Origin of the sequence: Alicyclobacillus shizuokensis NBRC 103103 (assembly GCF_001552255.1) — a bacterium.
GTDB lineage: Bacteria > Bacillota > Bacilli > Alicyclobacillales > Alicyclobacillaceae > Alicyclobacillus_G > Alicyclobacillus_G shizuokensis.
Genome location: NZ_BCQV01000002.1, coordinates 67727 through 92722 on the forward strand (window position 1 = coordinate 67727; position 24996 = coordinate 92722).

The following is a 24996-nucleotide window of genomic DNA, read 5'->3' on the forward strand; positions in this document are numbered from 1 at the left end:
TGCCACAACTTTAGCAAGGCCAGGTGGGAAAGTCAAGGCCAAGACGAGCCAAGCAGCCCGGCTCACCACAGCCCTGCTGCCAATCCATCCACCAGACGCTGCATGTCCGCCGGCAAGTCCGATGCAAAGCGCAGGGTTTCGCCCGTCCGCGGATGCACAAAACCCAGTTCGCGGGCGTGCAGCGCCTGCCCCGTAATCGGCAGCGTATGGCGCGGACCATAGAGAGGATCACCAGCCAACGGATGGCCAATGTAGGCCATATGCACGCGGATCTGGTGCGTGCGTCCCGTCCAAAGGCGCAGTTGGACATACGTGTAGCCGGAAAACCGTTGACGGACGCGAAAGTCCGTGACCGCCGGCTTGCCCCCGCCGGTCACCGCCATCCGCTGCCGGTTTCTGGGATCTCGGCCGATAGGCGCGTCGATGCGGCCCTCGTCGTGGGCTAGGTCCCCGTGTACAATCGCCTCATACACCCGGTGTGTCGTGTGTTCGCGCAGTTGCTGGGTCAGGCTGTGATAGGCCAAGTCGCTTTTGGCAAACATCACCAAACCGGACGTGTCCTTGTCGATCCGGTGCACGACACCGGGGCGCAGCCCCCCACCCAAGCTGGACAGCGGCGTTCCTCGCGCGATGAGCGCGTTGACCAGCGTATGGCGCAGGTGGCCCGGCGCCGGATGCACGACCACACCGCGATCCTTGTTGACGACCACTACGTCCTCGTCCTCGTATACCACCGCGATGTCCATCTCATCGCCAATCAGCTCTATCGGCTCTGGCGCCGGCACCGCCACTTCGTAGGTCTGTCCCGCTCCCACCGCATCGCTGGGCCGCGGCAGAATGGAATCGCGACGCACATGGCCGGCACGTATCCAGGCCTGCACCTGGCTGCGGGAGACCGCGTACTCCAGTTCCTGCAGCCTGTCGGTCAACCACCGGTCCAACCGCGCCCCCGCATCCGCCGCCTCCACCTGCAGGCGTTCACGAATGGCGTCCAGTGTCCTCACCCTCCGCCGATAGGGTCCGTTTTTCCCCGTCCGCCCGCAACAGGCTCCACAGAATGATGGCAATGCCCGCGTCGATGCATACGTCGGCCAGGTTGAAGACCGGAAAATGAATCACCTTCAAGTACACGTAATCCACTACCGTCCCGCTCGACACCCGGTCGACTAGGTTACCGACGGCCCCGCCCATCAACAGCCCGAGCCCTACCGACAGCAGGCGCCGCGGCCGGTAGCGAAACTGGACATAGATCACGACGGCGACCACCAGCACGGCGACAACCCAAAACAGCCATCGAGCATGCGGAAAGATGCTGAACGCTCCGCCCGGATTGCGTATGTATTGGATGTACACCCAATCCCCGACGATGGGAAAGCCGGCTCCCAATGTCAGGTGCGTACGTATGTCCCACTTCAAGAATTGGTCCAGCGCCAACACCAGCACCGCTATGACATAAGTCCACACGATGTCGCCCACCTCGCTCCTATGAGCCCCAGTCTACCACAAACCAGGGCCCATCCCCACCCATGCCGGCGTTTTGTGAAGAAAAGGACCGGCAGTGGAGTCTACGGCAGTTGCTCGCGGTACTGTCGATCCGAAACAGCGTCCGCCGGATCGACAATCCCCTCGTTGTCGTCGAGCCCCTGCAATTCGTAGTCGTGCTCGTACTCTGGACGCTGATTGTAGCGAGCCACCGCCTGCCACGAGTCTTCACCGTCGAACTCGACCACCTCGGTGCCGTCGAAATTCGAACGTTGGTAAGCCGGCGCTGTCACTGTCTCCTCCACTGGCCGCTGCTGGCTGGGGTGTTCCCGTTCTTCGCGGCGCTTGCAATCCACACACAAGAGCGCTGTCGGATACACCTCTAGCCGTTCCAGCGGAATCGGACGAGAGCAGCGGCTACAAATTCCGTAGGTACCATTTTCCATGGCGGAGAGAGCCCTGTCGATGTCCTGCAGGCGCAGACGCTCCCGGTCCCGCAGCGCCAGATCCTTTCCGCGTTCAAACACCTCACTGCCGATGTCTGCCGGGTGGTTGTCGTACGCGGACAGCTCCCCCAACGTCGTGCCCATGGCCTCATCCATGCCGTACTCGCCGCTGTGCCGCAAACGCTGCTCGATGGTTTCGCGCTCCCGCAGTAGCTGCTCACGAATGCTTGCCCAATCCACCTTATCCACCCCGCTTATGATGAATGTGCTCCCACCGGCCGCTGTGCGGCCACCGGACATGAAACCGCTTCAGAACCGGTCGGTTTCGAGTCTCCCTGCGAGGCTTAGTCTGGGGTTGACGAGGTGGACCCATACACCGCGAGACTGGCAATTTTGTTCAAAAGAATGTCAATCTATCGACCGAAAAGCCGGTGTAAGATGATAGGAAACGCGAGGAATGGGGAGAGACTGTTTGCGCAAACATCGACTGCACGCGATTGCACTCATTCTCATGTGGGTTGGCGGTCTTGAGGTGTTGGCTGGTTTCCTCGCGAAAGTCTGGTTTGAACTGACGGTCCAATGGACACCCCTGTTTTTCCTCGCCCTGCTGGTGGGGATTATTCTGTACGTCATCGCGCGCTTCTTGTAAAGCCCGCGACCCAAAGGCTACGGCAGCAGGGCGGGGCGAGCGGGGTGCAAGGCCACAAACAAGCGCTCTGTGGCCTTTTTGCTTTTATCACTAATTACTAATTATTTTATATCGATTCCGCCTTGGCCTCGGAAAAGTCGTGAGTGTTCAGTTCGGCATCAAACTTGTCCCAGTCGCCCGACTCCAACATCTCGAGCTGAGCCTGAATGAGCGACCGAAAACGAGCGCGGAATATGGCGGCGTGCTTTTGAACCTCTTCTACCTCCATGGCAATCTTGCGCGACTTGTTCAATGCCTCGCTGACAATGCGGTCCGCGTTCTTTTCGGCTTCCTTGATGATGAGCTGCGCTTCCTTGCGCGCGTTCGCCTTAACCTCCTCGGCCGTTTCCTGCGCCACCAGAATGGACTTGCTGAGGCTCTCCTCAATGTTGGTGAAGTGCTGTAGGCGGTCGTTCAGGTCGGCGATACGCTCCTCCAGCTCCTTGTTTTGCCGGATCAACAGCTCATAGTCCTGCATCACACGCTCGAGAAAATCGTCCACCTCGTCCTCGTCATAGCCGCGAAACGAGCGGCTGAATTCTTTATTGTGAATGTCCAAAGGCGAAAGCGGCATCGGAAACCCTCCATTCGACATGTGTTGGCAATCGGACCTTGATTTCGAGCGCTTGCGTCCCTTAATTTCGACGTTCGCGCAGCAACTCCTGCCGCCTACGAACGCAGAATGCCGAGCCGCCAGCGCTCTCGTCCGCGTTGGGTCTGTCCATCCGGCTCGCCCACGGCAATGCGGCCGAACCCGCGCACCGAAATCACATCCCCCTCTGCCACTTCCTCGTCGGGTTTGTCTAGCTCGGCAAAATTCAGTGTAACCTGCCCGCGCTCCACCCACTCCTTGGCCTTGGCGCGCGGCCAGTGGCACGCCGCTGCCACCATCGCGTCGACGCGCGGGGAGGCCACATGCACCCATGCCCAGCGATAGGCAGGCGCCGCCCAGACCAGATCTTCCGGAGGCATGCTGACCAGCGTTACCGGATGCTTGCCCACACGCCGCCAATGGGTCAATAGATAGCCGACCATGTCCATGTCGACAATCACCTGGATACCATCATCGCTGACACTTAAATCGCCCACCTTGCGCCGCTCAATTCCCGTTCCCAAGAGGGCACCCAGAACCTGTCCATGGCGCACACCCGTCAGGGGACTCATAACCAGGGCTCGCGTCCGAAAATCTGACGCTTCCGCTTCCCACCAATCAGATGCCAGCAGGGCGCGCTTGCGCTCGGCCTGTGGATAGCCGCCGTAGAACGTGACCGCGACGCCCAGGCTCCCGGCCACCGACTGGGCCAGGTGCTGCTCGCGCGGCGTCAAAAAATCAGTCAGCACCGCCTGCGACGTGCGTTCAGCCCGCCGCGCCAGATCCTCCAGGCGACGCACCGTCGCGCGCTCCCCGGGTCGCACCCAGCCGGACCGTTCTTCCTCGCTCATGCCAAAGGCAACCTCCACAGTATGCTCATGACTACGTTTTCCAGCAAAAAGTACACGACAATCGCCACCAGGAACGATAGGTCCAAACGAATTCCCCCGAATGAAAGAGGGGGAATGAAGCGCCGGAAAATGCCGAGATAAGGTTCCGTCAATCGCGTCAGCACTTGACCTATAGGCGTATCGCCCAGGTTTGGAATCCAAGTCATTAACGCCGCTGCAATCAACAAATATCCATAGATTTCCAGAAAAATATAGATCAAGTTCAGTATGTACGTCCACATGCCTCAGACTTCACTCCTGCTTGTCAGCTGCCCCCACGAGCCGCCGCCCGACGCGCACCATGGTGGCACCTTCCTCTACGGCAACCACGAAATCATTCGACATCCCCATGGAAAGCTCCTGCAGGTCCAGTTCTCGATAGCGGGTCTGCGCCTCCTCCAGCAATTGCCGCAGGCGCCGAAACACAGGGCGGGACGTTTCGGGATCCTCCGTATTCGGAGCCATCGTCATCAACCCCCGCACCTGAAGGTGGGAGCACTGGGCCAATCCCTCCAACAGTGGCCACAACTCGTCCGCCGCGACTCCCGACTTGCTGGTCTCTCCTGAGATGTTGACTTGCACCAAAACCTGCATCTTTTTGCCCGCCAGCTGCGCACGCTTGTCCAATTCCGCGGCCAGCGACAGGGAGTCCAACGAATGTACCCAGGTAAAGCGCGGGACCACATATTTCGCCTTGTTCTGCTGCAAACGGCCAATAAAATGCCAGGTCACCGGTTCACCGAAATCCGTATTCACCTTGTCCCTCGCTTGCTGCCAGCGGTTCTCTCCGAAATCGCGCAGACCGCTGTCAACCAGACGCTGCACAACATCCAGGGCGACCGTCTTGGTCACGGCAATCAAGCGCACACTGGCCGATGACCGGCCCGAACGCACACAGGCGGACTCAATCTCCGCCCGCACCGCGGCTAACCTCTCAGGCAAACTGGTCACAGGGCAAGTCTCCTCCCCTCCGCTTTTGCACTCAAGCCCACCACCGCCAGCTGCCGGCCGGTCCGTCCGCCGTCAGCGCGATAGGAAAACAACACGTCATTCCGGCACGCCGTACAAACGCCTGTGTCCTCTAGATGATGAGGGCTGACACCGGCCTGCAGCAAATCCTTGCGGATGCAGGATGGGAGGTCGAGCAGGAATTTGCCGGGACGGCCCGGCCGTTTCGTGACATGAGCCCGTCCGAACCGAGCCACAAATGCGTCCGCCACCGTATCGTCGACTTCATAACAGCAGCGGCGAATGGCGGGCCCCAGTACCGCCAGCACATTCTGCACCCGGCACCCGTACACCTCGACCATGGCCTCCACCACGCGGCTGGAGATACCTTCCACCGTGCCGCGCCAACCCGAGTGGGCCGCGGCCACCACCCTCTGCACCGGATCGAAAAACAGCACCGGCACACAGTCGGCCGTCAAGATGCCCAATGCGATGCCCGGCACATGAGTCAACAACGCGTCACTGGCTGCAAAAGGAACCCGCTGCTGCGGCGCCAGCAGAGGCCAGTCTTCGCCGACCAGCGCGACGCGACTGCCGTGGACCTGCTCAGCCATGGCGATATCGTGCACGGGTACGGATAGATGGGCCGCTATCTTGGCTCGGTTGGCCGCCACGGCCGCCGCGTCATCCCCCACATGTCCACCCGCGTTGAGCGACGCAAACGGACCCTGACTGAAGCCCCCAAGACGAAACGAAAACACAGCCTTGGCCCCAGCCGCACGCCATCCGCTAGGCTCCAGCCAGATCGGCGTACCCTGGCCGCCAATCCAGTTTCCCAACACACAGCATCCCTCCCAGCTAGGGCCATTGTATCACGTGGCCAGCCTCCTGTTTGGCTGGAGAACGTAATCAGTAGCCACCGGTGCCGAGTTTTCCGGACTGGGGCGGCAAATAATACGTGTTTTCGCCGGAGGGGCGCAGGTCAACAAGAATCACGTCGGAGCCAATCTTGACGATTTGATTCCACGCCACGACGTAGTCGTGGCCACCTCCCACCATACCAAAAAAGCGAGCTTCCCCCGGGATGATGATGGCCCGAATCAACCCGCTTTCGATATCGATGTCGAGATCGCCGATGGTTCCCAAGCGTTTGCCGTCGCCGATGTTGACGACATCCTTGGCCTGCAGGTCGGAAATTCGCATCCCCATGACCCCGCCTTTCCGTTCATTGGCCAACCTACAGAACATCCGGAGGGTATTCAGAGATATGTATATGCGAGAGAGGGGACGGGAAATACGCGAGGAGGGACAGGGCAGCCGCCCGCGTTGGACGGTCAGCGGGCGCTCTCATGCCTGGACGTGTTTATGCATACGCTGGATGGCAGCCTTCTCGAGACGCGATACCTGAGCCTGGGAAATGCCGATTTCCTCGGCGACCTCCATCTGGGTTTTGCCTTCAAAAAAGCGCATGGACAGGATCTTTTTCTCGCGGTCGCTCAGCTTGCGCATCGCCTCTCGAATGGCAATTCCCTCCACCCAATTGGAGTCTAGGTTCTTTTCGTCATGAATTTGGTCCATGACGTAGATTGGATCGCCCCCATCGTTGTAAATCGGTTCAAACATAGAGACCGGATCCTGGATGGCGTCCAGGGCAAAGACCACATCCTCCTTGGGGACATTCATGGCCTCGGCAATTTCGACAATGGTGGGCTCCCGCAGCTTTTGGTTGGTTAACTGATCCCGCACTTGCAACGCCTTGTAGGCGACATCCCGCAGCGAGCGGCTGACGCGTATGGGATTGTTGTCGCGCAGGTAGCGGCGGATCTCGCCGATGATCATGGGTACTGCATAGGTGGAGAAACGAACATTTTGGGACAAATCAAAGTTATCGATGGCCTTCATGAGACCGATGCAACCCACCTGGAACAGATCGTCCACATATTCGCCGCGGTTGTTGAACCGCTGAATCACGGAGAGAACCAGACGCAGGTTGCCGTTGACCAGTTTCTCCCGAGCCGACCACTCTCCACTTTGCAACCGCACAAACAGCTCACGCATCTCCGTGTTTTTCAGAACAGGAAGCTCCGATGTGTTCACTCCGCAGATCTCGACCTTAGTGCGCTTCATGCTGTTCTGTCCCCCCACATCCGTGACGACCACTGCGTCAACAGTATTTCCGGGGGTCTCCAAGTTATGCAAAGCCGACTCGCTGGGTCGGCCGTCGGTCGCGCTCGGCGCAGCACCTTCAAGTCGATGGGGTGGGAACCTACATCATGCGGTCAAACTCCTGTTGCAGTCGTTTGATGATGCGCTTTTCTAAGCGAGAGATGTATGACTGCGAAATGCCCAGCAGGTCGGCCACATCCTTCTGTGTCATCTCGCGCCCTCCTTGCAGCCCAAAGCGCAGTTCCATGATCTTGCGCTCCCGATCTGACAGCCTTGACAGGGCGTCGTACAGCAGTTCCCTGTCCACCTCTTCCTCCAGGTTGCGGTAGATGGTGTCCGCGTCGGTGCCGAGCACATCGGACAACAGGAGTTCGTTGCCGTCCCAGTCGACGTTCAGGGGCTCGTCAAAGGACACTTCGGTGCGAACCTTGCTGTTGCGCCGCAAAAACATCAAAATTTCATTTTCTATGCAGCGCGACGCGTACGTAGCCAACTTGATCTTTTTCTCGGGGTCAAACGTGTTCACTGCCTTAATCAGTCCAATGGTCCCAATCGACACGAGGTCCTCGATGTTGACGCCCGTGTTCTCAAACTTGCGGGCGATATATACCACTAGGCGCAGATTGCGTTCTATGAGAATCGAACGCACCGCCTGGTCCCCTTCCGGCAGGCGGCCCAGCAGGTACTCTTCCTCGTCGCGGGTCAGCGGCGGAGGCAAGGCTTCACTCCCGCCGACGTAATAAATCTCTTCATAGCCGCCGGCCAATAGAGCCCGGATGCGAATCCACAACAGACGCATCCGCATGCGCCATCGCAGTCGAATCTGTGCTGGCAACTGGGAATTCATCAAAGCCGTCAGCCTCCGTTATCACAGCTGCGTGTAAGATCATCTGGAAGTCGCGGTCGGACGACAACTCGCCCGCGTGCAGGGCAATCAGACAGGCGCCGCCTGCACGCCACGTTTGGCCATGCCGCAACTCGACAGCGTCGGGACGGAAGGCGAGGGCCAGTTGTGCACCGCCGGCCCCCTGCAACGGTACCAGGGTAAAGCGATGGCGGCCCTGCCCATCCTCGACTTGCTCCAGCGCACTCAGCAGGTCTCCCCTTTGCACCAGCGCCGTCCACAAAGGCTGGGGCAGCAGGCCGGCACAAGCCGAGGCATCAGCCAAGCAGACGGGCTTACGGGAGACCGGATCGCGCAGCCGATTGCCTGTATCCACCAGGCCCATCAGCGTGACGGATTCGCCGTTGAACACCACGCGCACCGGCAGCACCGCGCCGGCGTGCTGGGTTTGCACCCGCCATCGATAGGCCGCGTAGCGCAACAGGAAGCCGGCCAATAAAATGGCGATCAACAACCCCAAACTCTCGAAACTCGTGGCAAAGGCAATCCGGGAGCCCTGCACCTGGGCCGTCGCCAGGGAGGTACCGGGAACCGCGTAATGAAGGGCCATCGCCGCTCCGGCAAAGACAAAGGAGACGAAATAGAACATGACCGATACGCGCAACCATTCCAACCAGCGGCGGCACGGAATGGCCACGGCCACCATGGCAAGGGACACGACGACCTTGCCAGGCCACGATGTCAGCCACGCTAGTGACGGAAAAAACAGCAGCACTGCGTACATTGCGCCGAGCAAGGCAGCTGCCAGAATGCGCTTCGGCCGTAATGGACGCCGGCAAATCCAGGCGCTTGTGGCCAACAGCAGGCCGTCCATCACGAAGTTGATCAGCCAAACCACATCGAGATACACGACGGGCATGGCATCACCCCTGCCGAAGTTTGCCCACAGTATAGTACATATCTATTACAAACCCTGTCGGAACTTGACTGCGAATTGCGGTAAGTTTTGTAGAATGGAAAGGACGAGAAGGGGTTTACGAGGAAGGCGGGCAGGCACCAGACTGTGGATGGCACCGGGCTCGCCCCCGATGCCATCACGCTACCTGGGTCAACGCTCGCGGTCGCGGCGAAAACGCTCCTCGCGGCGGCGAATGAACGCGGGAACATCCCATGAGTTAGACGGCACGTTCGCCTGGTTGAATCCGTCCGCCACCGAGGTACGCACACGCGTGGCCGCGACACCGGCCGCCGCCGTCGCCTCGGGCGCAGTGGCCTTCGCCTCGAAGCCGGTGGCGATGACAGTCACCACAATGTCATCCTGCAGGTCAGGGTTGATGTTGGCCCCGAAAATCATGTTGACCTCAGGGTCCACGGCCGCCGACACAATGTCTGCCGCTTCGTTGACCTCCCACAGGCTCAAGTTCTCGCTTCCCGACACATGCATCAGGACGCCGCGCGCACCCTCGATGGACGTTTCGAGCAATGGACTGCAAATCGCCATCTTGGCCGCTTCGGTAGCCCGGTTCTCGCCGGATGCGGTGCCGATGCCCATCAGGGCGGAACCCCGTTCAGTCATGATAGCCTTGACGTCCGCAAAATCCACATTGATGAGGCCGGGTACCGCAATCAAGTCGGAGATCCCGGAGACGCCTTGCCGGAGCACATTGTCCGCCTCTTTAAACGCTTCCGTCACCGGTGTGTTGCGATCCACAATCTCCAATAACCGGTCGTTGGGAATCACGATCAAGGTGTCGACCTTTTCCTTCAGGTTGGCGATGCCGACCTCCGCTTGGCTCATCCGGCGCTTTTGTTCAAATCGAAACGGTTTGGTCACCACGCCGACCGTCAGCGCCCCCAGCTCCTTGGAAATCTCGGCGATGATAGGCGCGGCCCCCGTACCGGTCCCGCCTCCCATGCCGGCGGTGACGAACACCATGTCCGCGCCCTGCAGAGCGTTGGTCAAAGCCTCCCGGCTCTCTTCGGCGGCCTTCTTGCCGATTTCGGGATTAGCACCCGCCCCTAACCCGCGAGTGACCTTCTCACCAATCTGAATCCGCGTCTCCGCCTTGGACAGGCGCAACGCCTGGGCATCGGTGTTGACCACGATAAACTCGACGCCGGCAATGCCTGAGTCAATCATCCGGTTGACCGCGTTGCAGCCCCCGCCCCCCACGCCGACGACCTTGATGCGTGCGAGCGAATCGACTTCCAAATCAAACTCCAACATGGTTGTTCCTCCTTGCCTGACATGACCATGGTTTATACGAAATCACGGAACCAATCACGGACACGGGCAAAAAAACCACCGCTCCTCGCGGCCCGCACATGCGTTGCCGGTTCCATGCTCATGTTGCGGGCGTGCGTCCGCAGTGCGTAAGCAATCATCCCCACCCCGTTGATGAACGAAGGGTCCCGCACACCGAGAAATTCCGGCACCGCCACACGGACAGGCGCACCCAGCTCCTCGCTGGCTAATTCCGCCGCGCCGGGAATCGCCGCCACCCCGCCGTGCAGGACATACCCGCTGGTCAAGCCTCGTGCGTAGCCCAGTTTCTCTACTTCTTTTCGAACCAGCGAAAAGATCTCCTGCAACCGGGGTTCAATGATGGTCATCAAATCGTATTGGTTGTATTCCGTCTCCTGGTTGCTGCCAATCCGCGGCACCTTGAACCACTCGCCGTCGCCGCCGCCAATCGCGGCCTCAGTGGCCCGGCCGTACTGCACTTTCACCTGCTCGGCCGCCGTCGTGTGGGTCCGCAGACCGATGGCGATGTCGTGCGTGACATAGTCTCCGCCCATCGGGATGATGCTGGTGGCCACCAGACCTCCATTCTCAAAGATGGAGACAGAGGTGGCGCCGGCGCCCATGTCCACCAGGGCGACCCCCAGATTGCGTTCATCGGCGGATAGTGCCACGTGCCCGGCCGCCATCGGCAACAGGACCAAATTGGCGACCTCTATTCCCGCCTTTTCCACACACCGGACCACGTTATGAATCGCGGTGCGACTGCCGGTGATAAGATACGCGTCCGCTTCCAGGCGCACCCCGAGCATGCCCCGTGGATCGGCAATGCCACTGAGCCCATCCACCACAAACTCCTTCGCCACCACGTCGATGATCTCCCGCTCCGGGGGCAGCGCGACGACTCGCGACTGAGCCAGCACCCGCTCAATGTCTTCCTCGCCAATTTCACGATCCGGTGAAGACACGGCGACCACTCCGTGGCTGGTCTGCAGTTGGATATGATTGCCGGAAACGCCCACGTAGGCCGATGTGATATGTATCCCCACCATCCGCTCAGCGTGATCAACCGCTTCCCGAATCGATTCCACGGTCAAATCTATGTCCACGATGGATCCGTGGCGAATGCCCTCTCCAGGCGCGGATCCAACGCCGATCACGTTGATGCTGCTGCCCGCTTGTTCACCGATGATGGCACGGACTTTAGAAGTGCCAATATCGAGACTGACGATGTAATCCCCTTTTGCCAATGCGCGTGGCACCTCCCGAACACACAACTCCGCCGTGATACGCAAAATGTCCTTGTGACTAATTCCACAGGAACGTCAACAATCCTCTCTTCGACACAAGTTTTTCTCTATCGACACACTCCTCGGCCCCCAGCCGCTCTTCGCCGGCGAACCAAGATTCACCACATGGGAGTCTTTGCACTGGGGAAAGACTCAGCCGTGCGACTTGTCCACCGCGCCCCTGTGGCGCCGCTCCCCCATTTTGTTAAAGGCCAGACGGCGGATGAGCGCGATGTTTTGGAACAGCCGTACGCCGAAGGCAACGACAGCGGCCAGGTACAGGTCGACCCCCAGCTGATTCCCGATGTACGCGAGCAGGGCGGCGACCAACGTGTTAAAGAAAAACCCTGTCAGGAACACAAAACTATCAAACGTCTTTTCCAGACTCGCCCGCACGCCGCCGACCACGGTGTCGAGCGCAGCTAGGATGGCAATAGATAGATAACTCGTAAACGAGACAGGAATCGTGAAATTGGTAACATATCCAATGGCCACGCCGATAATCAGGCCAATGACCGGTAGCCAAAACATTATTGGGTCACCTCCTTTGCGTACCGTCCCGGCAGCACATCGTGATAACCCGGAACGGTGAGACTCGACATCGTTTGCACCGTGAAATCCTCGCCGATCTCGTTGAAGTTCTTGGCAAACCCGTTCGCCGTCAGCACCGCGTTCATCGCCCTGACGTCCCCAATCGCCTTGATGACGTACGGCGGCGCGATGGAGTGACCGTTCACCTGCAGCACCGGGTTCTTCTCATCTCCGACGTCCCGCAATGACGACGTGCCGACGAACCGATACCCATTGATGCTGATGGCCTTCGCCCCCTGGGCGAACAGGTAGTTGATGACCGGCGTCAGATTGAGCTGTGGGTCGAAGACGGTGTTCGCGTCGTAGCCGGGCAGGGTGGGATCCGCTTGAATGGTAATCTCGAGGCCCGCCCCGGTGACCGGTGTGATGCCTGCTGCCGCCTTCAGCTGCGCAGCATCCTTCTCCAAGGCCTTTTTCCGATCCTCATAGCTGCTGCCGGAGGTCTCGAACGTCAGCAGCTGCTTTTCGGCCTTTTCAATCTGCTGCAAGAGCAGCTTGTGTTCCTGGTTCTGCTCCATCAGTTCCTCCTGCAGGTCCAGGGAACTCTGGTTCCCGCCGCCGTCATCCTGGGAACTCGCCGAACGGGCCGAGATCTGCAACGACAACATCAACCCTATCAGCGTCGACACCACCGTCAACGATGCGATAAAACCGCGCCGATTCACGCGCCTTTCCCCCTCATCCCTGTTTGCCCTCGCTGCTCTTTGTGGACTGCGCCGCACCTTCTGAAGGCGGTGCGGTGACAGCGGCCGTGAATGCGGGCATTTGGATGTTCTGCTCCACCTTCACCGCGGACACCTTGATGTCCTCGACGTTGCGCAGGAGGTCCAGGATGCCTCCTTGCATCTCCAGGGCTCCCTTGAGCACGGCCGGATCGCCAATCGCTTGGATCTGGAACGGTGCGACGAGACGGTGATTGTTGACGGTGATGACCGGCCCGATGCAGAAGATTCCGGAGTTCGCCACCACCCGATAGTTGTTGATGGACACAGCCTCAGCGCCGGCGGTGAACAATTCGTTGATCACGTAGTTGACTTCCCAGTCGTGTGTCGTATAGTCGGACACACTCCCCACCCCGTTGTACTGGCCGTCCATCAGCGTCACGCTGATGCCCGGGCCCTCCACCGGTGTGGTGCCGGCCAGTATGCGGTAACGGGACAGATTCTGCTGAATGCTGGTCAACTGTGCGTCCGCCCCCGCCGACTCCTTCTCGTATGCCGCGATTTCACCGTTGAGGTTCTGCAGGCGCTTCAACGCGTCCTTATTCACCCGCTCCAGCTGAGCCACCTTGTCGGCCAACTCCTTTTGACGCCCGTCTGTATAACTGGCTGTCACGTCACTGACGCGCGCCAGCAACGTCTGTCTGTACTGGAGGGTCACCATAAATCCCAGGACCATCGCGACAACCGTCAGGGAGAGCGAAAGTTTGGCCCGCGTTCGCATCAACGATTCCCCTTTTTCGCGGAATTGGCATACGGAATGTAGCGGTACGGGGGTAAACCAGCCATATCCATGATCCCCGGCGCATAGCCGTGCTTGCGAAAGTACGACGCCGCCGTCACGACATCAGGCATCCGCTTGGCCAGCTCGCCCGTAGGTACGTCCGCCTGAAATCCGTCGTCCAAATAAATCGACGCCGTACCGTACTGATCAATCACAATCTGCGATACGGTTGCCAACTGCTCATCCTTAAGCTTTGCAATTTGTTCACATGCTTGTACGACGAAGGAGTTCCCAATCCGTTGCCCCAGTTCCACCCGGGCGTGTTTCGTGGTAGAGAGAATAGGATGAGGAAAACCGTCGCTGTCCGCGATCCGTCTGAACACCGTGCCGTCTGCGAGCAGGGAGTAAAATCGATGGCCGGCTTGGTAAATGCCTACCACGCGCTTCTGACGCAACACCAGTGTCACCTGGCCGTGCATATAATCGGTCGTCACCTGGACTGAGTCGACCGTCGATTCACGGCGCTTCAGTGATGCGGCGATTGCAGAGGCATTCACTTGCCACAGACTCATCCCCGGCTGTACAGCAGCATCGGCGCGGATGCGGCTTGCGGGCACGTCGGTGTTGCCCATGATTTCGACCCGCCGCACGCGCATCAGCGGCGACTCCAAAAACACCACGACCCCAACGAGGGCGAAGAAACAAGCGACCAGGATCCGGTTGCGCACGCGGCGGCGCTGCCGCACATCCGCCGGTCGTTCCGAGATTGCAGACTTCAAGCTTGTCCCTCCGCGCGTTGGATTCTATTGACATTATACCATCTTGGAGAGGACGGCCGGGGAGAAAAAACCGCACCGGAAGCTTACCACTTTTCCCCTCCGATGCGGTTGGTTTGCTCACGACAGGACAACGCGTTCCACGGCTGCTCCCAAATCGCGCAGATACAACTCAAGCTGCTGGTACCCCCGGTCGATGTGGTGGCTCCCCTCCACGCGGGTGATGCCCTCCGCCATCAATCCGGCGATCACCAGCGCCGCACCCCCGCGCAAATCGCTGGCCTCCACAACCGCACCCGACAGCCTCGACACACCGCGCAAAACCGCAGTGCGCAGGTCGACCGTGATATCGGCGCCCATGCGCGCCAGTTCATCCGCGTGTTTGAACCGGGCCTCAAAAATTTCCTCTTTGACGACGCTGATGCCCTCCACCGTGGTCAGAAAAGCCATCAGCGGCGCCTGTAAATCGGTAGGAAACCCTGGGTAAGGGGCGGTGCGCACGGTGACTCCGTGATAGGACCGCCCGGGCAGCACCACGATCCTATCCGGGTCCGCCCGCACCTCTACGCCGGTCTCTCGCAGCTTGCCAATGACCGCCCCCAGGTGGTGCGCGTTGACGTCGAGCAACTCCACCTCCCCGCCGGTCGCGGCGGCCGCAATCAGCATCGTCCCAGCCACAATCCGATCCGGTATCACCCGGTACTGGCAACCCCGCAGGTGATGCACCCCGTCGACGACAATCGTGCCCCCGCCCGCACCTTCGATGCGTGCCCCGCAACGATTCAGGAAATTGGCCAGGTCCACCACCTCCGGTTCGCGGGCGACATTTTCCAGCACCGTCTGGCCGTCGCTAAGCACCGCCGCCATGATCAAGTTCTCAGTCGCGCCCACGCTGGGAAAATCGAGCGTGATCGACGTCCCCATCAAGCGGTTGCAGGTGCAGCGAATGAAACCGTGTTGTTCTTCCAGCGCTACCCCCAGCATGCGCATCCCGCGCAGGTGGTAGTCAATCGGACGCTGGCCAATCACACAGCCGCCGGGCTTGGAAATCGTCACTTCCCCAAAGCGGGCCAACAGCGGACCCATGAGGAAGATGGAACTGCGCATCCGGCGCATCAGGTGCAGCGGCACTTCGGTGGAGTGAATGTCGCGGGAGTCCACCACCAGCGTGTCGGCCCGTCTCTCCACGCGAGCCCCCAGGTGAGCCAGAATGTGCGACATGACGTGAATGTCCTGCAGATCGGGCACACCCTGAATTTCACAGGTGCCTTCCACCATCACGGTCGCGGCCAGAATCGGCAGTGCCGCGTTTTTCGCGCCGTAAATCCTTGTTTGTCCAGAGAGAGGACGGCCGCCGTGGATCTCCAGAGCTTCCACACCCATCACCTCCCTGAGGCGGGGTCGCCGATGACTCTCACCTCAGTTTCGAGCGTGATTCCGTATTTGGCTCGCACGGTATCCTGGGCGTGGTGCATGAGCTCGAGCACGTCTGCAGCCTTGGCATGGCCGAGGTTGACGATGAAGTTCGCGTGTTTGTCACTGATTTGGGCGTCGCCGCAGCGCAAGCCCTTGAGTCCCGCCGCTTCAATCAGGCGCGCCGCGTGGGTTCCGGGCGGATTACGAAAGACGGAGCCACAGTTGGGCATAGACAAGGGTTGTGTGCGAGCGCGGCGAAGCGACCATTCTCGAACTGTGGCGCGCAGTTCCTCCGCGTGGCCGGGACGAAGGCGAAAACAAGCGCCAACCACGACGCCGGGATGGTCCTTGAGAATGCTGTAACGGTAGCCAAACCGCAGGTCGGCGTTGGAAAGGCGGCGCAACTCCCCATCCGGAGTCATGATGTCCGCCCACTCAAGAACATCGCGGACTTCGCCGCCGTGTGCGCCCGCATCCATCATCACCGCCCCGCCTACCGTTCCCGGGATGCCCGTGGCGAACTCCAACCCCGACAGATTGTTGCGAATCGCCACGTGCGCCAGGGATACGAACGAGCGGCCCGCCTGAGCAACCACCCGAGTCCCCACCACATCGAGCTGGGCCATCCGCCCTCCCATCTTCAGCACCAATCCGCGGACGCCCCCGTCCAGCACCAGCAGGTTGGAGCCGCGCCCGATCACAGTCCAGGGCAGTCCCGTCTGGGTGGCCACGATGAGCGCCCCCCTCACCTCCTCGATGCTCTCGGGGGTGACCAATATATCGGCCGGACCGCCGATTCTCCACGTGGTGTGATGAGCCAATGGGGCATCGAATTCCACATGTCGAACATGATAGCGTGCAAACAACGACTCTAGTTGCGTGCGATTCATATCGTACCCCCAACGAGTGTCGCGCCGGGCTCCTGCCCGTGCCCAGGTCCGTACAGCATCTTATGGCGTCTGCGATTCATTGGTGCACACGACCCGTTTCCCGCACCTCCATGACCAGCCGGTACAGGTCCTCCACCGCCCTCGGCGTGGCCAGGCGCCGGGCGCGCTCGCGCACTCGCTCGCCAACTCCGCCTTCCAAGATGTTGACCAGCGCGTCCCACAACCGCTCGGCGGTCAGTTCCGCCTCGCGCAGCATGACCGCCGCCCCCTGTTCCACCAGGCGCTTGGCGTTTTCCTCCTGGTGATTGGCGGTCACGTACGGGGACGGGATCAGGATAGAGGCCAATCCCAGGGAGCAGATCTCCGCCAAAGTGGCCCCGCCGGCGCGAGTCACCACCACATCGGCCTGCGGCAGCAAGGCCGCCAGGTCATCCATGAAAGGAAACAGGCGGACGTTAGCCGGCAGATTCCCGACTCCCGAACTCACCTTATCGTAATGGGCCTGTCCCGTGATGTAAAACAACTGCCAGTGTGGACGCGACGACAGGCGCGGCAACAAAGTCAGCATCACGTCGTTGACCGTCTCGGCCCCGCGGCTGCCCGCGTAGACCAGGATCAGCTTGCTGCGTGTGTCGATGCCATACTTCAGTCGCGCCTCCCGCAGCGCCTGCGACGAAACACCTAACACCTCGCTGGCGCGTGGGTTGCCGGTCAGCACCACCTTGGGCGCCCGCGGAAACCACTGCTCGGTATCCGTGAACGAAACCGCCACGGCGTCGGCCTTGCGGGCACACAAGACATTGGTCAACCCGGGACGGGCATTGGCCTCCCAAATGACACTGGGAATGCGCAGTCGGCTGGCCGCAAACACGACCGGCAGCGTGACGTAACCGCCGGTTCCCACGACCACATCGGGCCGGAAAGCACGCAGCCGCGCGAGCGCCTGTCGGTACCCACGGTATGTGACAAGAACGGTTTTCACTGCGTCGACGCTGATCTGCCGCCGCAGGCCCGCCGCCTCGACGGTGGCAAACGGCAAGCCAGCCCGCGTGACGATGCCCTTCTCCAACCCACGTTCACTGCCGATGTACAGCAATTCCGCATCGGGATGCTGCGCTTTCACATAACGCCAAAGGGCGAGACCTGGCAGAATGTGCCCACCAGTGCCTCCCCCTGTAATGACCATTCGCATTCCCACTCGTCACTCCTTGGTCGGCGGCCGCTGGTCACCCAGGGGCTGCCGATGACTGGCTGGAAATGTTCAACAAAATCCCAATCCCGGCAAGCATCAACGTTAGTGAAGAGCCGCCATAACTGATCAAGGGCAGAGTGATGCCTGTGGCCGGAATCGATCCGGTGACCACGCCGATGTTGATCAACACCTGCACCGCCATCATACCGGTGATGCCAGCGGCCAGCAACGCCCCAAACTTGTCCGGCGCGTACAGCGCGACGCGGAAACCGCGCCAGACCAGCACCGCAAACAGCAGCAGGACGCAGGCGGCGCCAAGATAGCCGAGTTCCTCCCCGATGATGGAAAAGATAAAATCGGTCTGGGGCTCGGGCAGGTAGAGAAACTTCTGCCGACTGTTGCCAAAGCCGAGCCCCAACATGCCTCCTGAACCAAGCGCGTACAGGGATTGAATGATTTGATAGCCCTTGCCCTGTGGATCCTGCCAGGGATCCAGAAAGGCGATGATGCGGTTGATGCGGTAGGGTGCCATCGCCACCAGCCCGGCAAAGCCCGCCAATCCCAGCCACAATAAAACCGCCAGGTGGGTCAGCCGCGCGCCGGCCGCAAACAGGAGAATGACCGTGGTGCCAACGATGACCACACTCTGCCCAAGGTCAGGCTCCAGCATGATGAGGGCCACCGCCAACAGGGCCATGCCCAGCGGTGGCACGAACCCGCTCCAGAACGATTGCATGCGCTGTTCCGAATCCGTCAGGTAATGGGCAAGAAACAGGACCAGGGCCAGCTTGGCAAACTCCGACGGCTGGATGCCAAAGGACCCGATGCCCAGCCAGGCCTGTGATCCGTTGCGGCTCTGGCCTAAGGGCAAAACCACCACCAAGAGGACAAAGCTTATCGCCGCGATGGCCGGCGCCAGGCGCCGCCACCGGTGATAGTCATACCCGGACAGGACCAGCATCAGCGCCACGCCAACCACCGCCCACAGCAATTGCCGCTTGGTAAAATAGAATGGGTCCCCAAAGCGTTCGACCGACACGACCGAACTGGCACTGTGGACCATCGTAACGCCGAGAGCGAGCAGGCACAAAGTCGCCGCCACGATGACCACATCCATCTTGGTTCGCGCCTGCAGCAAGGCCGCATCCCCCTTCATTTGCCCGCAACGGGCCGACGCGCCCCGTATCGGACAAGCTGTCAGACGCTATAGTGTATGCAGAGCTTCCTTGAACATGCGTCCACGCTCCTCAAACGAAGAGAACATGTCCCAGCTGGCGCAGGCTGGAGACAGCAGCACCACATCCCCGGGCCGCGCCGCGGCGCGGGCCCGGGCAACGGCGTCCGGGATCGAAGAGACCTTGCACACATCGGACACGCCCGCCTCGCGGCAGACTTGGGCCAGCCGGTCGGCCGCCTGACCCAAGAGCACCACCGCCTTGACCCGCGCTTTGATGTCTTGCGCCAAGACCCGAAAGTCATCACCCCTGTCCAGCCCCCCGGCAATCCAAACGATGGGCTGGCTGAAAGAGCGCAGGGCTTCCAGCGCCGCTCGTGGGTTGGTCGATTTAGAATCATTGAAGTACTGCACCCCGGACGCTTCCAGGACAAACTCCAAGCGGTGCTCGACCCCGCGAAACTCGCGCAGCACCTGGCGAATGGATTCCAAGCGAACGCCGGCCGTGATGGCCGCCGCTGTCGCCGCCACCGCGTTTTCCACGTTGTGTTCCCCGCGCAGCCCCAATTCAGCCACAGGGACCACAGCCTCGCGAACGCCGTCCGCCTGCACGACAATCTGGCCGTCAGACACGTAGACCCCCGCTCCGTCGTGCCCGTGCCGCCCGAACCAGAATTTGCGCGGACGCTCGGGAGCGTGGCTGCGCACCACCTCCTGATCGGCGTTCAGGATGGCCACATCACCTGCGTCCATGTTGCGGAACATGCGCCACTTTGCCGCCCGGTACGCGGCAAACGTGCCATGGTAGTCGAGATGTGACGGATACAGGTTCAACAGCACCGCAATCCGGGGATGAAACGTCTCCGTGCCCAGAAGCTGAAAGCTCGAAACCTCCAGCACAATCGGCTGATTCGCCTCCGCCTCCTCCACCACTCCGGACAACACCACGCCGATATTGCCGGCCACGACCGGATTTCTCCCGTCGTGCCTGAGCATTTCCCCGACCAGCGTGGTCGTAGTCGTTTTCCCGTTGGAGCCCGTGATGGCATACACAGGGCCTTTGACAAACCAGGACGCCACCTCGATCTCGGTGTACACGGGAATGCCCCGCTCCAGCGCGGCCGCGAGGAGCGGGACATGGTAGGGAATGCCCGGATTCTTTACGATAAAGTCTGGACGCGTATCGAGCAGGGACAACGGATGGCCCCCGCACACCGCTTCCACACCTAGCTCCTCCAACGCAACCACCGCAGACTCCACCTGCTCGCGCGGCTTTTGTTCCGTGAGGATGACTGACACCCCGTGTCGGACGAGCAGACGGGCCACCGCTTCACCGCTCCTGGCCAAGCCCACCACCAGCGCCCGCCGGTTCTGCAACGACATCATCCAAGTCCTCCCATCTCCAGATCCAAGACCGATCTCTAGTGGCCGACCACTGCCAGGGTTCCAAAGGCGGTCAAAAACGCGAACAACCAGAACGCAAGAACCACATCCCACTCGGACCAACCCGCCAATTCGAAGTGGTGGTGCAGGGGGCTCATGCGAAATACACGGCGGCCAAACAGCTGGAAGGAAAACACCTGGATGATGACGGACAGCGCCTCAATGACAAACACCAGTCCAAACAGGATGAGCGTCAACTCGCTGTGCGTCAGCACCGCCACCAGGGCCAATCCGCCGCCAATCGCTAGGGACCCGGTGTCTCCCATGAACACCTTGGCCGGGTGCCGGTTGAAGACGAGAAACGCCACCAGCGCCCCGACCATCGCCGCACAAAATAGGGCCACGTCGTACTCCGTATGCCAAAACGCGTAGCAGGCGTAGGCCGCGAACACCACGGCGGCACACCCGGACAACAGCCCGTCGAGCCCGTCGGTCAGATTGACGGCGTTGGTCGTCCCGACCAGAATCAGGAGCAGGAAGAGCACGTAATACCCGCCCATGGTGACCGCCAAATCCGTAAACGGCACGGCCACCTGAAAAGCGACCGCCGTGCCTCGCCAGTGCGCCCAGAGCATGGCAAACAGCAGCACCGTGGCGAGAATTTGCAGAACGACCTTCTGTCTGGCTGTCAATCCTAGGTTGCGCTTTTTCACCACCTTGATGAAGTCATCGGCGAAACCAATCAGGCCGAATGCCACGGTCGCCGCCAGCAGGATGCGCATTTCCGGGCCGTTGAGAGCAAATTTCAAGGTTGTCACGATGAGCGCGAGCAGGATGATCACCCCGCCCATGGTCGGGGTGCCCGATTTGCTCTGATGATGGGAGGGCCCCTCCTCCCGAATCCGTTGCCCAAATTTGAGCCGGTGCAGCACGGGAATAAAAATCGGCCCCAGCAAAATCCCAACCGCGCATGCCACGCCGGCGGTCAGGAGCAACGCCTGCAAGTCCATCCGCGTACCTCCATCCCATCACGACCGAGCATTGACAGCCTCACGCGCCACTTCTCGGTCGTCAAATGGGTGCTTCGTGTGTCCGATGATCTGGTAAGTTTCATGCCCTTTGCCGGCCACAAGCACCACGTCGCCCGGCTGGGCCAACTCGACCGCGCGGAAAATCGCCTCGCGCCGATCCGAGATGCGCTCGTACCGGTCTGGGTAATCACGGCGAACGCCGGCCTCCATGTCGTCCAGGATGGACTCCGGGTCCTCCGTGCGCGGGTTGTCGCTGGTCAAAACCGTCCAGTCGGCCAGCCGACAGGCGGTCGCCGCCATCAACGGCCGCTTGCCCTTGTCCCGGTCGCCGCCGCACCCAATCACGCAAATCACCCGTCGTTCGGCAAATTCCCGAATCGCCTGCAGCGCGTTTTCCACACTGTCCGGGGTATGCGCGTAATCGACCAGGATGGTGTAGGGCTGCCCGGCCACCACCGCCTCCAGGCGGCCGGGAATCCCTGTCACCGCCGCCAGCGCCTCGGCCACCTGCTCCGGCGTCAAGCCTTCAATCAAACCAACCGCAAACGCCGCCAACGCGTTGTATACGTTGAACCGCCCGGTCAGGCGCAGATTCACCTGGGCGCTGCCAGCAAAGCAATCGACGCGGAAACTCGCCCCTCGCGGATGCAGATGAATCTCGCGCGCCCGCACGTCGGCCGCCTGGTCAATCCCGTACGTCACTGTCTCGGCCACGGTTTGCTCGCGCATGTAGTGCGCGGCTGGGTCGTCCGCATTGACGACCGCGTAGGCGCACTCAGCGGGCGTATCCCCGTACGTGTTGCCGAGCCGGGAAAACAGCTTGCCCTTGGCGGCGCGATAGTTTTCCATCGTCCCGTGATAATCCAGATGGTCCTGCGTCAGATTGGTGAAGACACCGATGTGAAAACGGATGCCGGCCACCCGACCTACGTCCAGCGCGTGCGAAGAAACTTCCATGACCGCAGAGCGGCAACCGGCCGCCACCATCTCGGCCAACAGGGACTGCAGCTCCACCGCTTCTGGGGTTGTGTTGACCCCAGTGCGGTACTCGCCGCCGATGCGGGAGCCGAGTGTGCCTATCAAGCCCGTCTTGCGCCCAGCCATCGACAACACCTGTTCAATGAGGTGGGTCACCGTGGTCTTGCCGTTGGTGCCTGTCACTCCGATGACCTGCAGGTGGTGAGACGGGTGGCCGTAGACCACATCGGCGAGGATGGCGCCAGCCAAACGGGAGTCTGGAACCACCAGCTGCGGCACTGCCACCCCTTGGACGATCCGCTCGCCCACGACGGCCACCGCCCCCCGCCGCACGGCATCCCCGGCAAACTGATGCCCGTCGACGGTGTACCCGCGTTGGGCGACGAACAGGTCTCCCGGCTGCACGGTTCGGGAGTCTGAACAGACCCCGCTAACCTCCACATCCCCCGTGCCGATCCACTGCTTGCGTATCAAGACCCGTGACAATTGCGACAAGAGCACCCGACACCCTCCTTACCGGCCGAACTACCATGCCCAATCTAGTGGTTTTGCGAGGCCTTGTCAATTGCCCGAACCGCCCGGCGGTGCGTCGCCCAGGAACAGGCGCACCGTCGAACCCTCCGGCACCTTGCTGCCACCCGCGGGCGCCTGCGAGACGATGTACTTCCCCGTGCCAATCACCTGGGTCTTCAGGTTCAGGCCGCTGGTCATCGTCTTGCGTTGGGCCTCGCCAATGGAGAGTCCGATGAGATTGGGGACGGTGACCATGGCCGGTTCATTCCACGACCGTTTCTTACTCAGCCCCTGCTGCGACGGATGCACCCCCAGATAGGCCAAGCTGTCGGCCAACAGGCGCCCGACTATCGGGGCTGCAATCGTCCCGCCAAACACCGCGCTTTGCCTAGGCCGTGGGTGGTCAATGGCAACATAGGCCACCAGTTTTGGGTCATTCGCTGGCGCCATGCCGATGAACGAAACGATGTAGTGGCTGCTGCTGTACCGACCGTGTTCCGCCACCTGCGCCGTACCGGTCTTCCCGGCCACGCGATACCCCTCCGCATACGCGTTCTTGCCTGTGCCCCGCGCGACCACGCTCTCCAGGGTCTGGCGCACCTTGGCGGCCGTTTCGGCCGAGACCACGCGGCGGACGACCTCCGGCTGCACTGTCTGCACCACCTGGTGCGTATCGTGATTGAGAAACTCCTTGGCCACATGTGGTTTCATGAGCAGGCCTCCGTTGGCAATCGCCGACATCGCCATCACCTGCTGGATGGGCGTCACCGATACCCCCTGCCCAAACGCGGTTGTGGCCAACTCCAACGGCCCCACCTTGCTCTCCCGAAAGAGGATGCCGCGGCCTTCGCCCGGCAGGTCAATCCCCGTTTTCTGGCCGAAGCCAAACTTGCGAATGTAGGAGAACAGCGTCGTCTTGCCCAGGCGCTCGCCCAGCGCGATGAAGCCAGGGTTGCACGAGTTTTCGACCACGTTCAGAAAGGATTGGGAGCCGTGCCCTCCCGCCTTCCAACACTTGATCCGGTGGCCGGCCACCTCGTAGTAGCCGGGATCATAGAAACGGTCGTTCAGGCTCACCTTACCCTCCTGCAGAGCCGCCGAAAGGGTCACAATCTTGAACGTGGAGCCCGGCTCAAATGTCTTCCAAATGGCGAGATTGCGGTTGTAGGTAGAAGACGGATAGTCGCGCCAATGGGACGGATCAAAACTCGGATAGTTCGCCATCGCCAGGATGGCCCCGGTTTTCGGGTTGGCCACAATGACGGTCGCCTCATCCGGGTTGTACTCGGCCACCGCCTGTTCCATCTCGCGTTCCGCAAAGCGCTGAATCTGCTCGTCGATGGTCAGCACCAAGTCCTCGCCGTCGGTCGGCGGGACGTACACTTGTCCAGATCCGGGCATCTTCTCACCGCTGGCCTTGGCGAAAAAACTGATATAGCCCTTGTCACCGGCCAATTCTCGGTCATATTCCTTTTCCACACCGGTCAGGCCTTGATTGTCAGCCCCGGTGATGCCGAGCACCTGCGCGGCCAACGCGCCTTCGGGATAGGCGCGCTTGCCTTCTTCGGTCAGATAGATGCCCGGCAATTGTAGATCGCGAATCTGATTCGCCTGCCGCTCGCTAATGCGCCGCCCGCCGGGCGAAATGTAGACGGTCGCGTCCCGCTTTTGGAGCAGGGTGAGCACACGCTTCTCTGACATGTCCAGGATTTTGGCCAGCTTCATGGCCGTCCCTCGCTTGTCCTCAACCTGCGCCGGCACCGCGATCACGCTCGGAGCGCTGGCTGTGTAGGCCAACTCGTGCATGTTCGCGTCGTAGATGGTGCCGCGAATGCCCGCGACCGGGATGTTGCGCCGCCACAGGGCATCCGCCTGGGCGCCCAGCCAGGGCGACTGCACCATCTGAATGTAGAACAAGCGCCCCAACAGGCCCCCGACCGCAGCCAACAGACACAGCAACAGCAGCAGCAAACGCCGCCTGACCAAGCCGCGTGTCACACGCACCGACGTCGCCCCCCAGCC

The 24996-nt window shown here is 61.0% G+C and carries 27 protein-coding genes; 1 reads left to right on the forward strand and 26 read right to left on the reverse strand.

Features of this window, described 5'->3' with window-relative positions:
• Window positions 1-62 precede the first annotated feature (62 nt).
• From ASH01S_RS00995 to ASH01S_RS01005, 3 genes are all read right to left on the reverse strand, one after another.
• Window positions 63-1004: an RluA family pseudouridine synthase gene (locus tag ASH01S_RS00995; RefSeq protein WP_245628881.1), complete on the reverse strand. Its 942-nt coding sequence runs from the start codon at window positions 1002-1004 to the stop codon at window positions 63-65.
• Window positions 979-1464: a signal peptidase II gene (gene lspA, locus ASH01S_RS01000; protein ID WP_067922102.1), complete on the reverse strand. Its 486-nt coding sequence runs from the start codon at window positions 1462-1464 to the stop codon at window positions 979-981. Before lspA ends, ASH01S_RS00995 begins: the two co-directional genes overlap by 26 nt.
• Before the next feature lie 101 nt (window positions 1465-1565).
• Entirely contained in the window at window positions 1566-2168 is a 603-nt protein-coding gene (locus tag ASH01S_RS01005) for a TraR/DksA C4-type zinc finger protein (protein WP_067922283.1), read from the reverse strand.
• A 232-nt stretch (window positions 2169-2400) separates the two neighbouring features.
• On the opposite strand from ASH01S_RS01005, the gene ASH01S_RS18255 reads away from it, so the two are divergent.
• Window positions 2401-2577 carry a hypothetical protein gene (locus tag ASH01S_RS18255; protein WP_157066924.1) on the forward strand — a complete coding sequence of 59 codons (177 nt, stop codon included), beginning with the start codon at window positions 2401-2403 and terminating at the stop codon, window positions 2575-2577.
• A gap of 106 nt (window positions 2578-2683) precedes the next feature.
• Here the strand turns inward: ASH01S_RS18255 and ASH01S_RS01010 are convergent, their stop codons facing one another.
• From ASH01S_RS01010 to ASH01S_RS01120, 23 genes are all read right to left on the reverse strand, one after another.
• On the reverse strand, window positions 2684-3190 hold the full coding sequence (locus tag ASH01S_RS01010; protein WP_067922105.1) for a DivIVA domain-containing protein: 507 nt from the start codon (window positions 3188-3190) through the stop codon (window positions 2684-2686).
• Between the two features lie 95 nt (window positions 3191-3285).
• The gene (locus tag ASH01S_RS01015) at window positions 3286-4059 is read right to left on the reverse strand and encodes a YlmH family RNA-binding protein (protein WP_067922108.1); all 774 of its coding nucleotides are present in this window, start codon (window positions 4057-4059) and stop codon (window positions 3286-3288) included.
• Window positions 4056-4340, reverse strand: coding sequence for a YggT family protein (locus ASH01S_RS01020; protein WP_067922111.1), 285 nt, complete (start codon window positions 4338-4340; stop codon window positions 4056-4058). Before ASH01S_RS01020 ends, ASH01S_RS01015 begins: the two co-directional genes overlap by 4 nt.
• A 10-nt stretch (window positions 4341-4350) precedes the next feature.
• Window positions 4351-5049, reverse strand: a complete 699-nt coding sequence (locus tag ASH01S_RS01025) for a YggS family pyridoxal phosphate-dependent enzyme (RefSeq protein ID WP_067922114.1) — start codon at window positions 5047-5049, stop codon at window positions 4351-4353.
• The gene (gene pgeF / locus ASH01S_RS01030; RefSeq protein ID WP_067922117.1) at window positions 5046-5888 is read right to left on the reverse strand and encodes a peptidoglycan editing factor PgeF; all 843 of its coding nucleotides are present in this window, start codon (window positions 5886-5888) and stop codon (window positions 5046-5048) included. The genes ASH01S_RS01025 and pgeF overlap by 4 nt, the downstream gene beginning before the upstream one ends.
• A 67-nt stretch (window positions 5889-5955) precedes the next feature.
• Window positions 5956-6249 carry a YlmC/YmxH family sporulation protein gene (locus tag ASH01S_RS01035; protein ID WP_067922286.1) on the reverse strand — a complete coding sequence of 98 codons (294 nt, stop codon included), beginning with the start codon at window positions 6247-6249 and terminating at the stop codon, window positions 5956-5958.
• A 144-nt stretch (window positions 6250-6393) separates the two neighbouring features.
• The gene (gene sigG, locus ASH01S_RS01040) at window positions 6394-7173 is read right to left on the reverse strand and encodes an RNA polymerase sporulation sigma factor SigG (RefSeq protein ID WP_067922120.1); all 780 of its coding nucleotides are present in this window, start codon (window positions 7171-7173) and stop codon (window positions 6394-6396) included.
• A gap of 139 nt (window positions 7174-7312) precedes the next feature.
• The gene (sigE, locus tag ASH01S_RS01045; protein ID WP_373278537.1) at window positions 7313-8011 is read right to left on the reverse strand and encodes an RNA polymerase sporulation sigma factor SigE; all 699 of its coding nucleotides are present in this window, start codon (window positions 8009-8011) and stop codon (window positions 7313-7315) included.
• Window positions 7962-8975, reverse strand: a complete 1014-nt coding sequence (locus tag ASH01S_RS01050) for a sigma-E processing peptidase SpoIIGA (RefSeq protein WP_067922124.1) — start codon at window positions 8973-8975, stop codon at window positions 7962-7964. Before ASH01S_RS01050 ends, sigE begins: the two co-directional genes overlap by 50 nt.
• 189 nt (window positions 8976-9164) lie before the next feature.
• Window positions 9165-10283 carry a cell division protein FtsZ gene (gene ftsZ, locus ASH01S_RS01055; protein WP_067922127.1) on the reverse strand — a complete coding sequence of 373 codons (1119 nt, stop codon included), beginning with the start codon at window positions 10281-10283 and terminating at the stop codon, window positions 9165-9167.
• 32 nt (window positions 10284-10315) lie between these two features.
• A complete protein-coding gene (gene ftsA, locus ASH01S_RS01060; protein WP_067922129.1) occupies window positions 10316-11548 on the reverse strand; it encodes a cell division protein FtsA in 1233 nt (410 codons plus the stop codon).
• A gap of 192 nt (window positions 11549-11740) precedes the next feature.
• Entirely contained in the window at window positions 11741-12118 is a 378-nt protein-coding gene (locus tag ASH01S_RS01065; RefSeq protein ID WP_067922132.1) for a small basic family protein, read from the reverse strand.
• Window positions 12118-12843 carry a DUF881 domain-containing protein gene (locus ASH01S_RS01070; RefSeq protein WP_067922135.1) on the reverse strand — a complete coding sequence of 242 codons (726 nt, stop codon included), beginning with the start codon at window positions 12841-12843 and terminating at the stop codon, window positions 12118-12120. The genes ASH01S_RS01065 and ASH01S_RS01070 overlap by 1 nt, the downstream gene beginning before the upstream one ends.
• 13 nt (window positions 12844-12856) lie before the next feature.
• The gene (locus tag ASH01S_RS01075; protein ID WP_067922137.1) at window positions 12857-13621 is read right to left on the reverse strand and encodes a DUF881 domain-containing protein; all 765 of its coding nucleotides are present in this window, start codon (window positions 13619-13621) and stop codon (window positions 12857-12859) included.
• Entirely contained in the window at window positions 13621-14400 is a 780-nt protein-coding gene (locus ASH01S_RS01080) for a cell division protein FtsQ/DivIB (RefSeq protein ID WP_067922139.1), read from the reverse strand. Before ASH01S_RS01080 ends, ASH01S_RS01075 begins: the two co-directional genes overlap by 1 nt.
• Window positions 14401-14517: 117 nt before the next feature.
• A complete protein-coding gene (murA, locus tag ASH01S_RS01085; RefSeq protein ID WP_067922292.1) occupies window positions 14518-15774 on the reverse strand; it encodes a UDP-N-acetylglucosamine 1-carboxyvinyltransferase in 1257 nt (418 codons plus the stop codon).
• Between the two features lie 5 nt (window positions 15775-15779).
• Window positions 15780-16703, reverse strand: a complete 924-nt coding sequence (murB, locus tag ASH01S_RS01090) for a UDP-N-acetylmuramate dehydrogenase (RefSeq protein WP_067922142.1) — start codon at window positions 16701-16703, stop codon at window positions 15780-15782.
• Between the two features lie 76 nt (window positions 16704-16779).
• Window positions 16780-17895, reverse strand: a complete 1116-nt coding sequence (gene murG, locus ASH01S_RS01095) for an undecaprenyldiphospho-muramoylpentapeptide beta-N-acetylglucosaminyltransferase (protein ID WP_067922145.1) — start codon at window positions 17893-17895, stop codon at window positions 16780-16782.
• A 34-nt stretch (window positions 17896-17929) separates the two neighbouring features.
• Window positions 17930-19033: a stage V sporulation protein E gene (spoVE, locus tag ASH01S_RS01100; protein WP_067922148.1), complete on the reverse strand. Its 1104-nt coding sequence runs from the start codon at window positions 19031-19033 to the stop codon at window positions 17930-17932.
• Window positions 19034-19099: 66 nt separating this feature from the next.
• Entirely contained in the window at window positions 19100-20455 is a 1356-nt protein-coding gene (murD, locus tag ASH01S_RS01105) for a UDP-N-acetylmuramoyl-L-alanine--D-glutamate ligase (protein WP_067922151.1), read from the reverse strand.
• Between the two features lie 35 nt (window positions 20456-20490).
• Window positions 20491-21462: a phospho-N-acetylmuramoyl-pentapeptide-transferase gene (gene mraY / locus ASH01S_RS01110; RefSeq protein ID WP_067922152.1), complete on the reverse strand. Its 972-nt coding sequence runs from the start codon at window positions 21460-21462 to the stop codon at window positions 20491-20493.
• Window positions 21463-21480: 18 nt separating this feature from the next.
• On the reverse strand, window positions 21481-22962 hold the full coding sequence (locus tag ASH01S_RS01115) for a UDP-N-acetylmuramoyl-L-alanyl-D-glutamate--2,6-diaminopimelate ligase (protein WP_067922153.1): 1482 nt from the start codon (window positions 22960-22962) through the stop codon (window positions 21481-21483).
• A 60-nt stretch (window positions 22963-23022) separates the two neighbouring features.
• A complete protein-coding gene (locus ASH01S_RS01120; RefSeq protein WP_245628883.1) occupies window positions 23023-24978 on the reverse strand; it encodes a stage V sporulation protein D in 1956 nt (651 codons plus the stop codon).
• Window positions 24979-24996 lie beyond the last annotated feature (18 nt).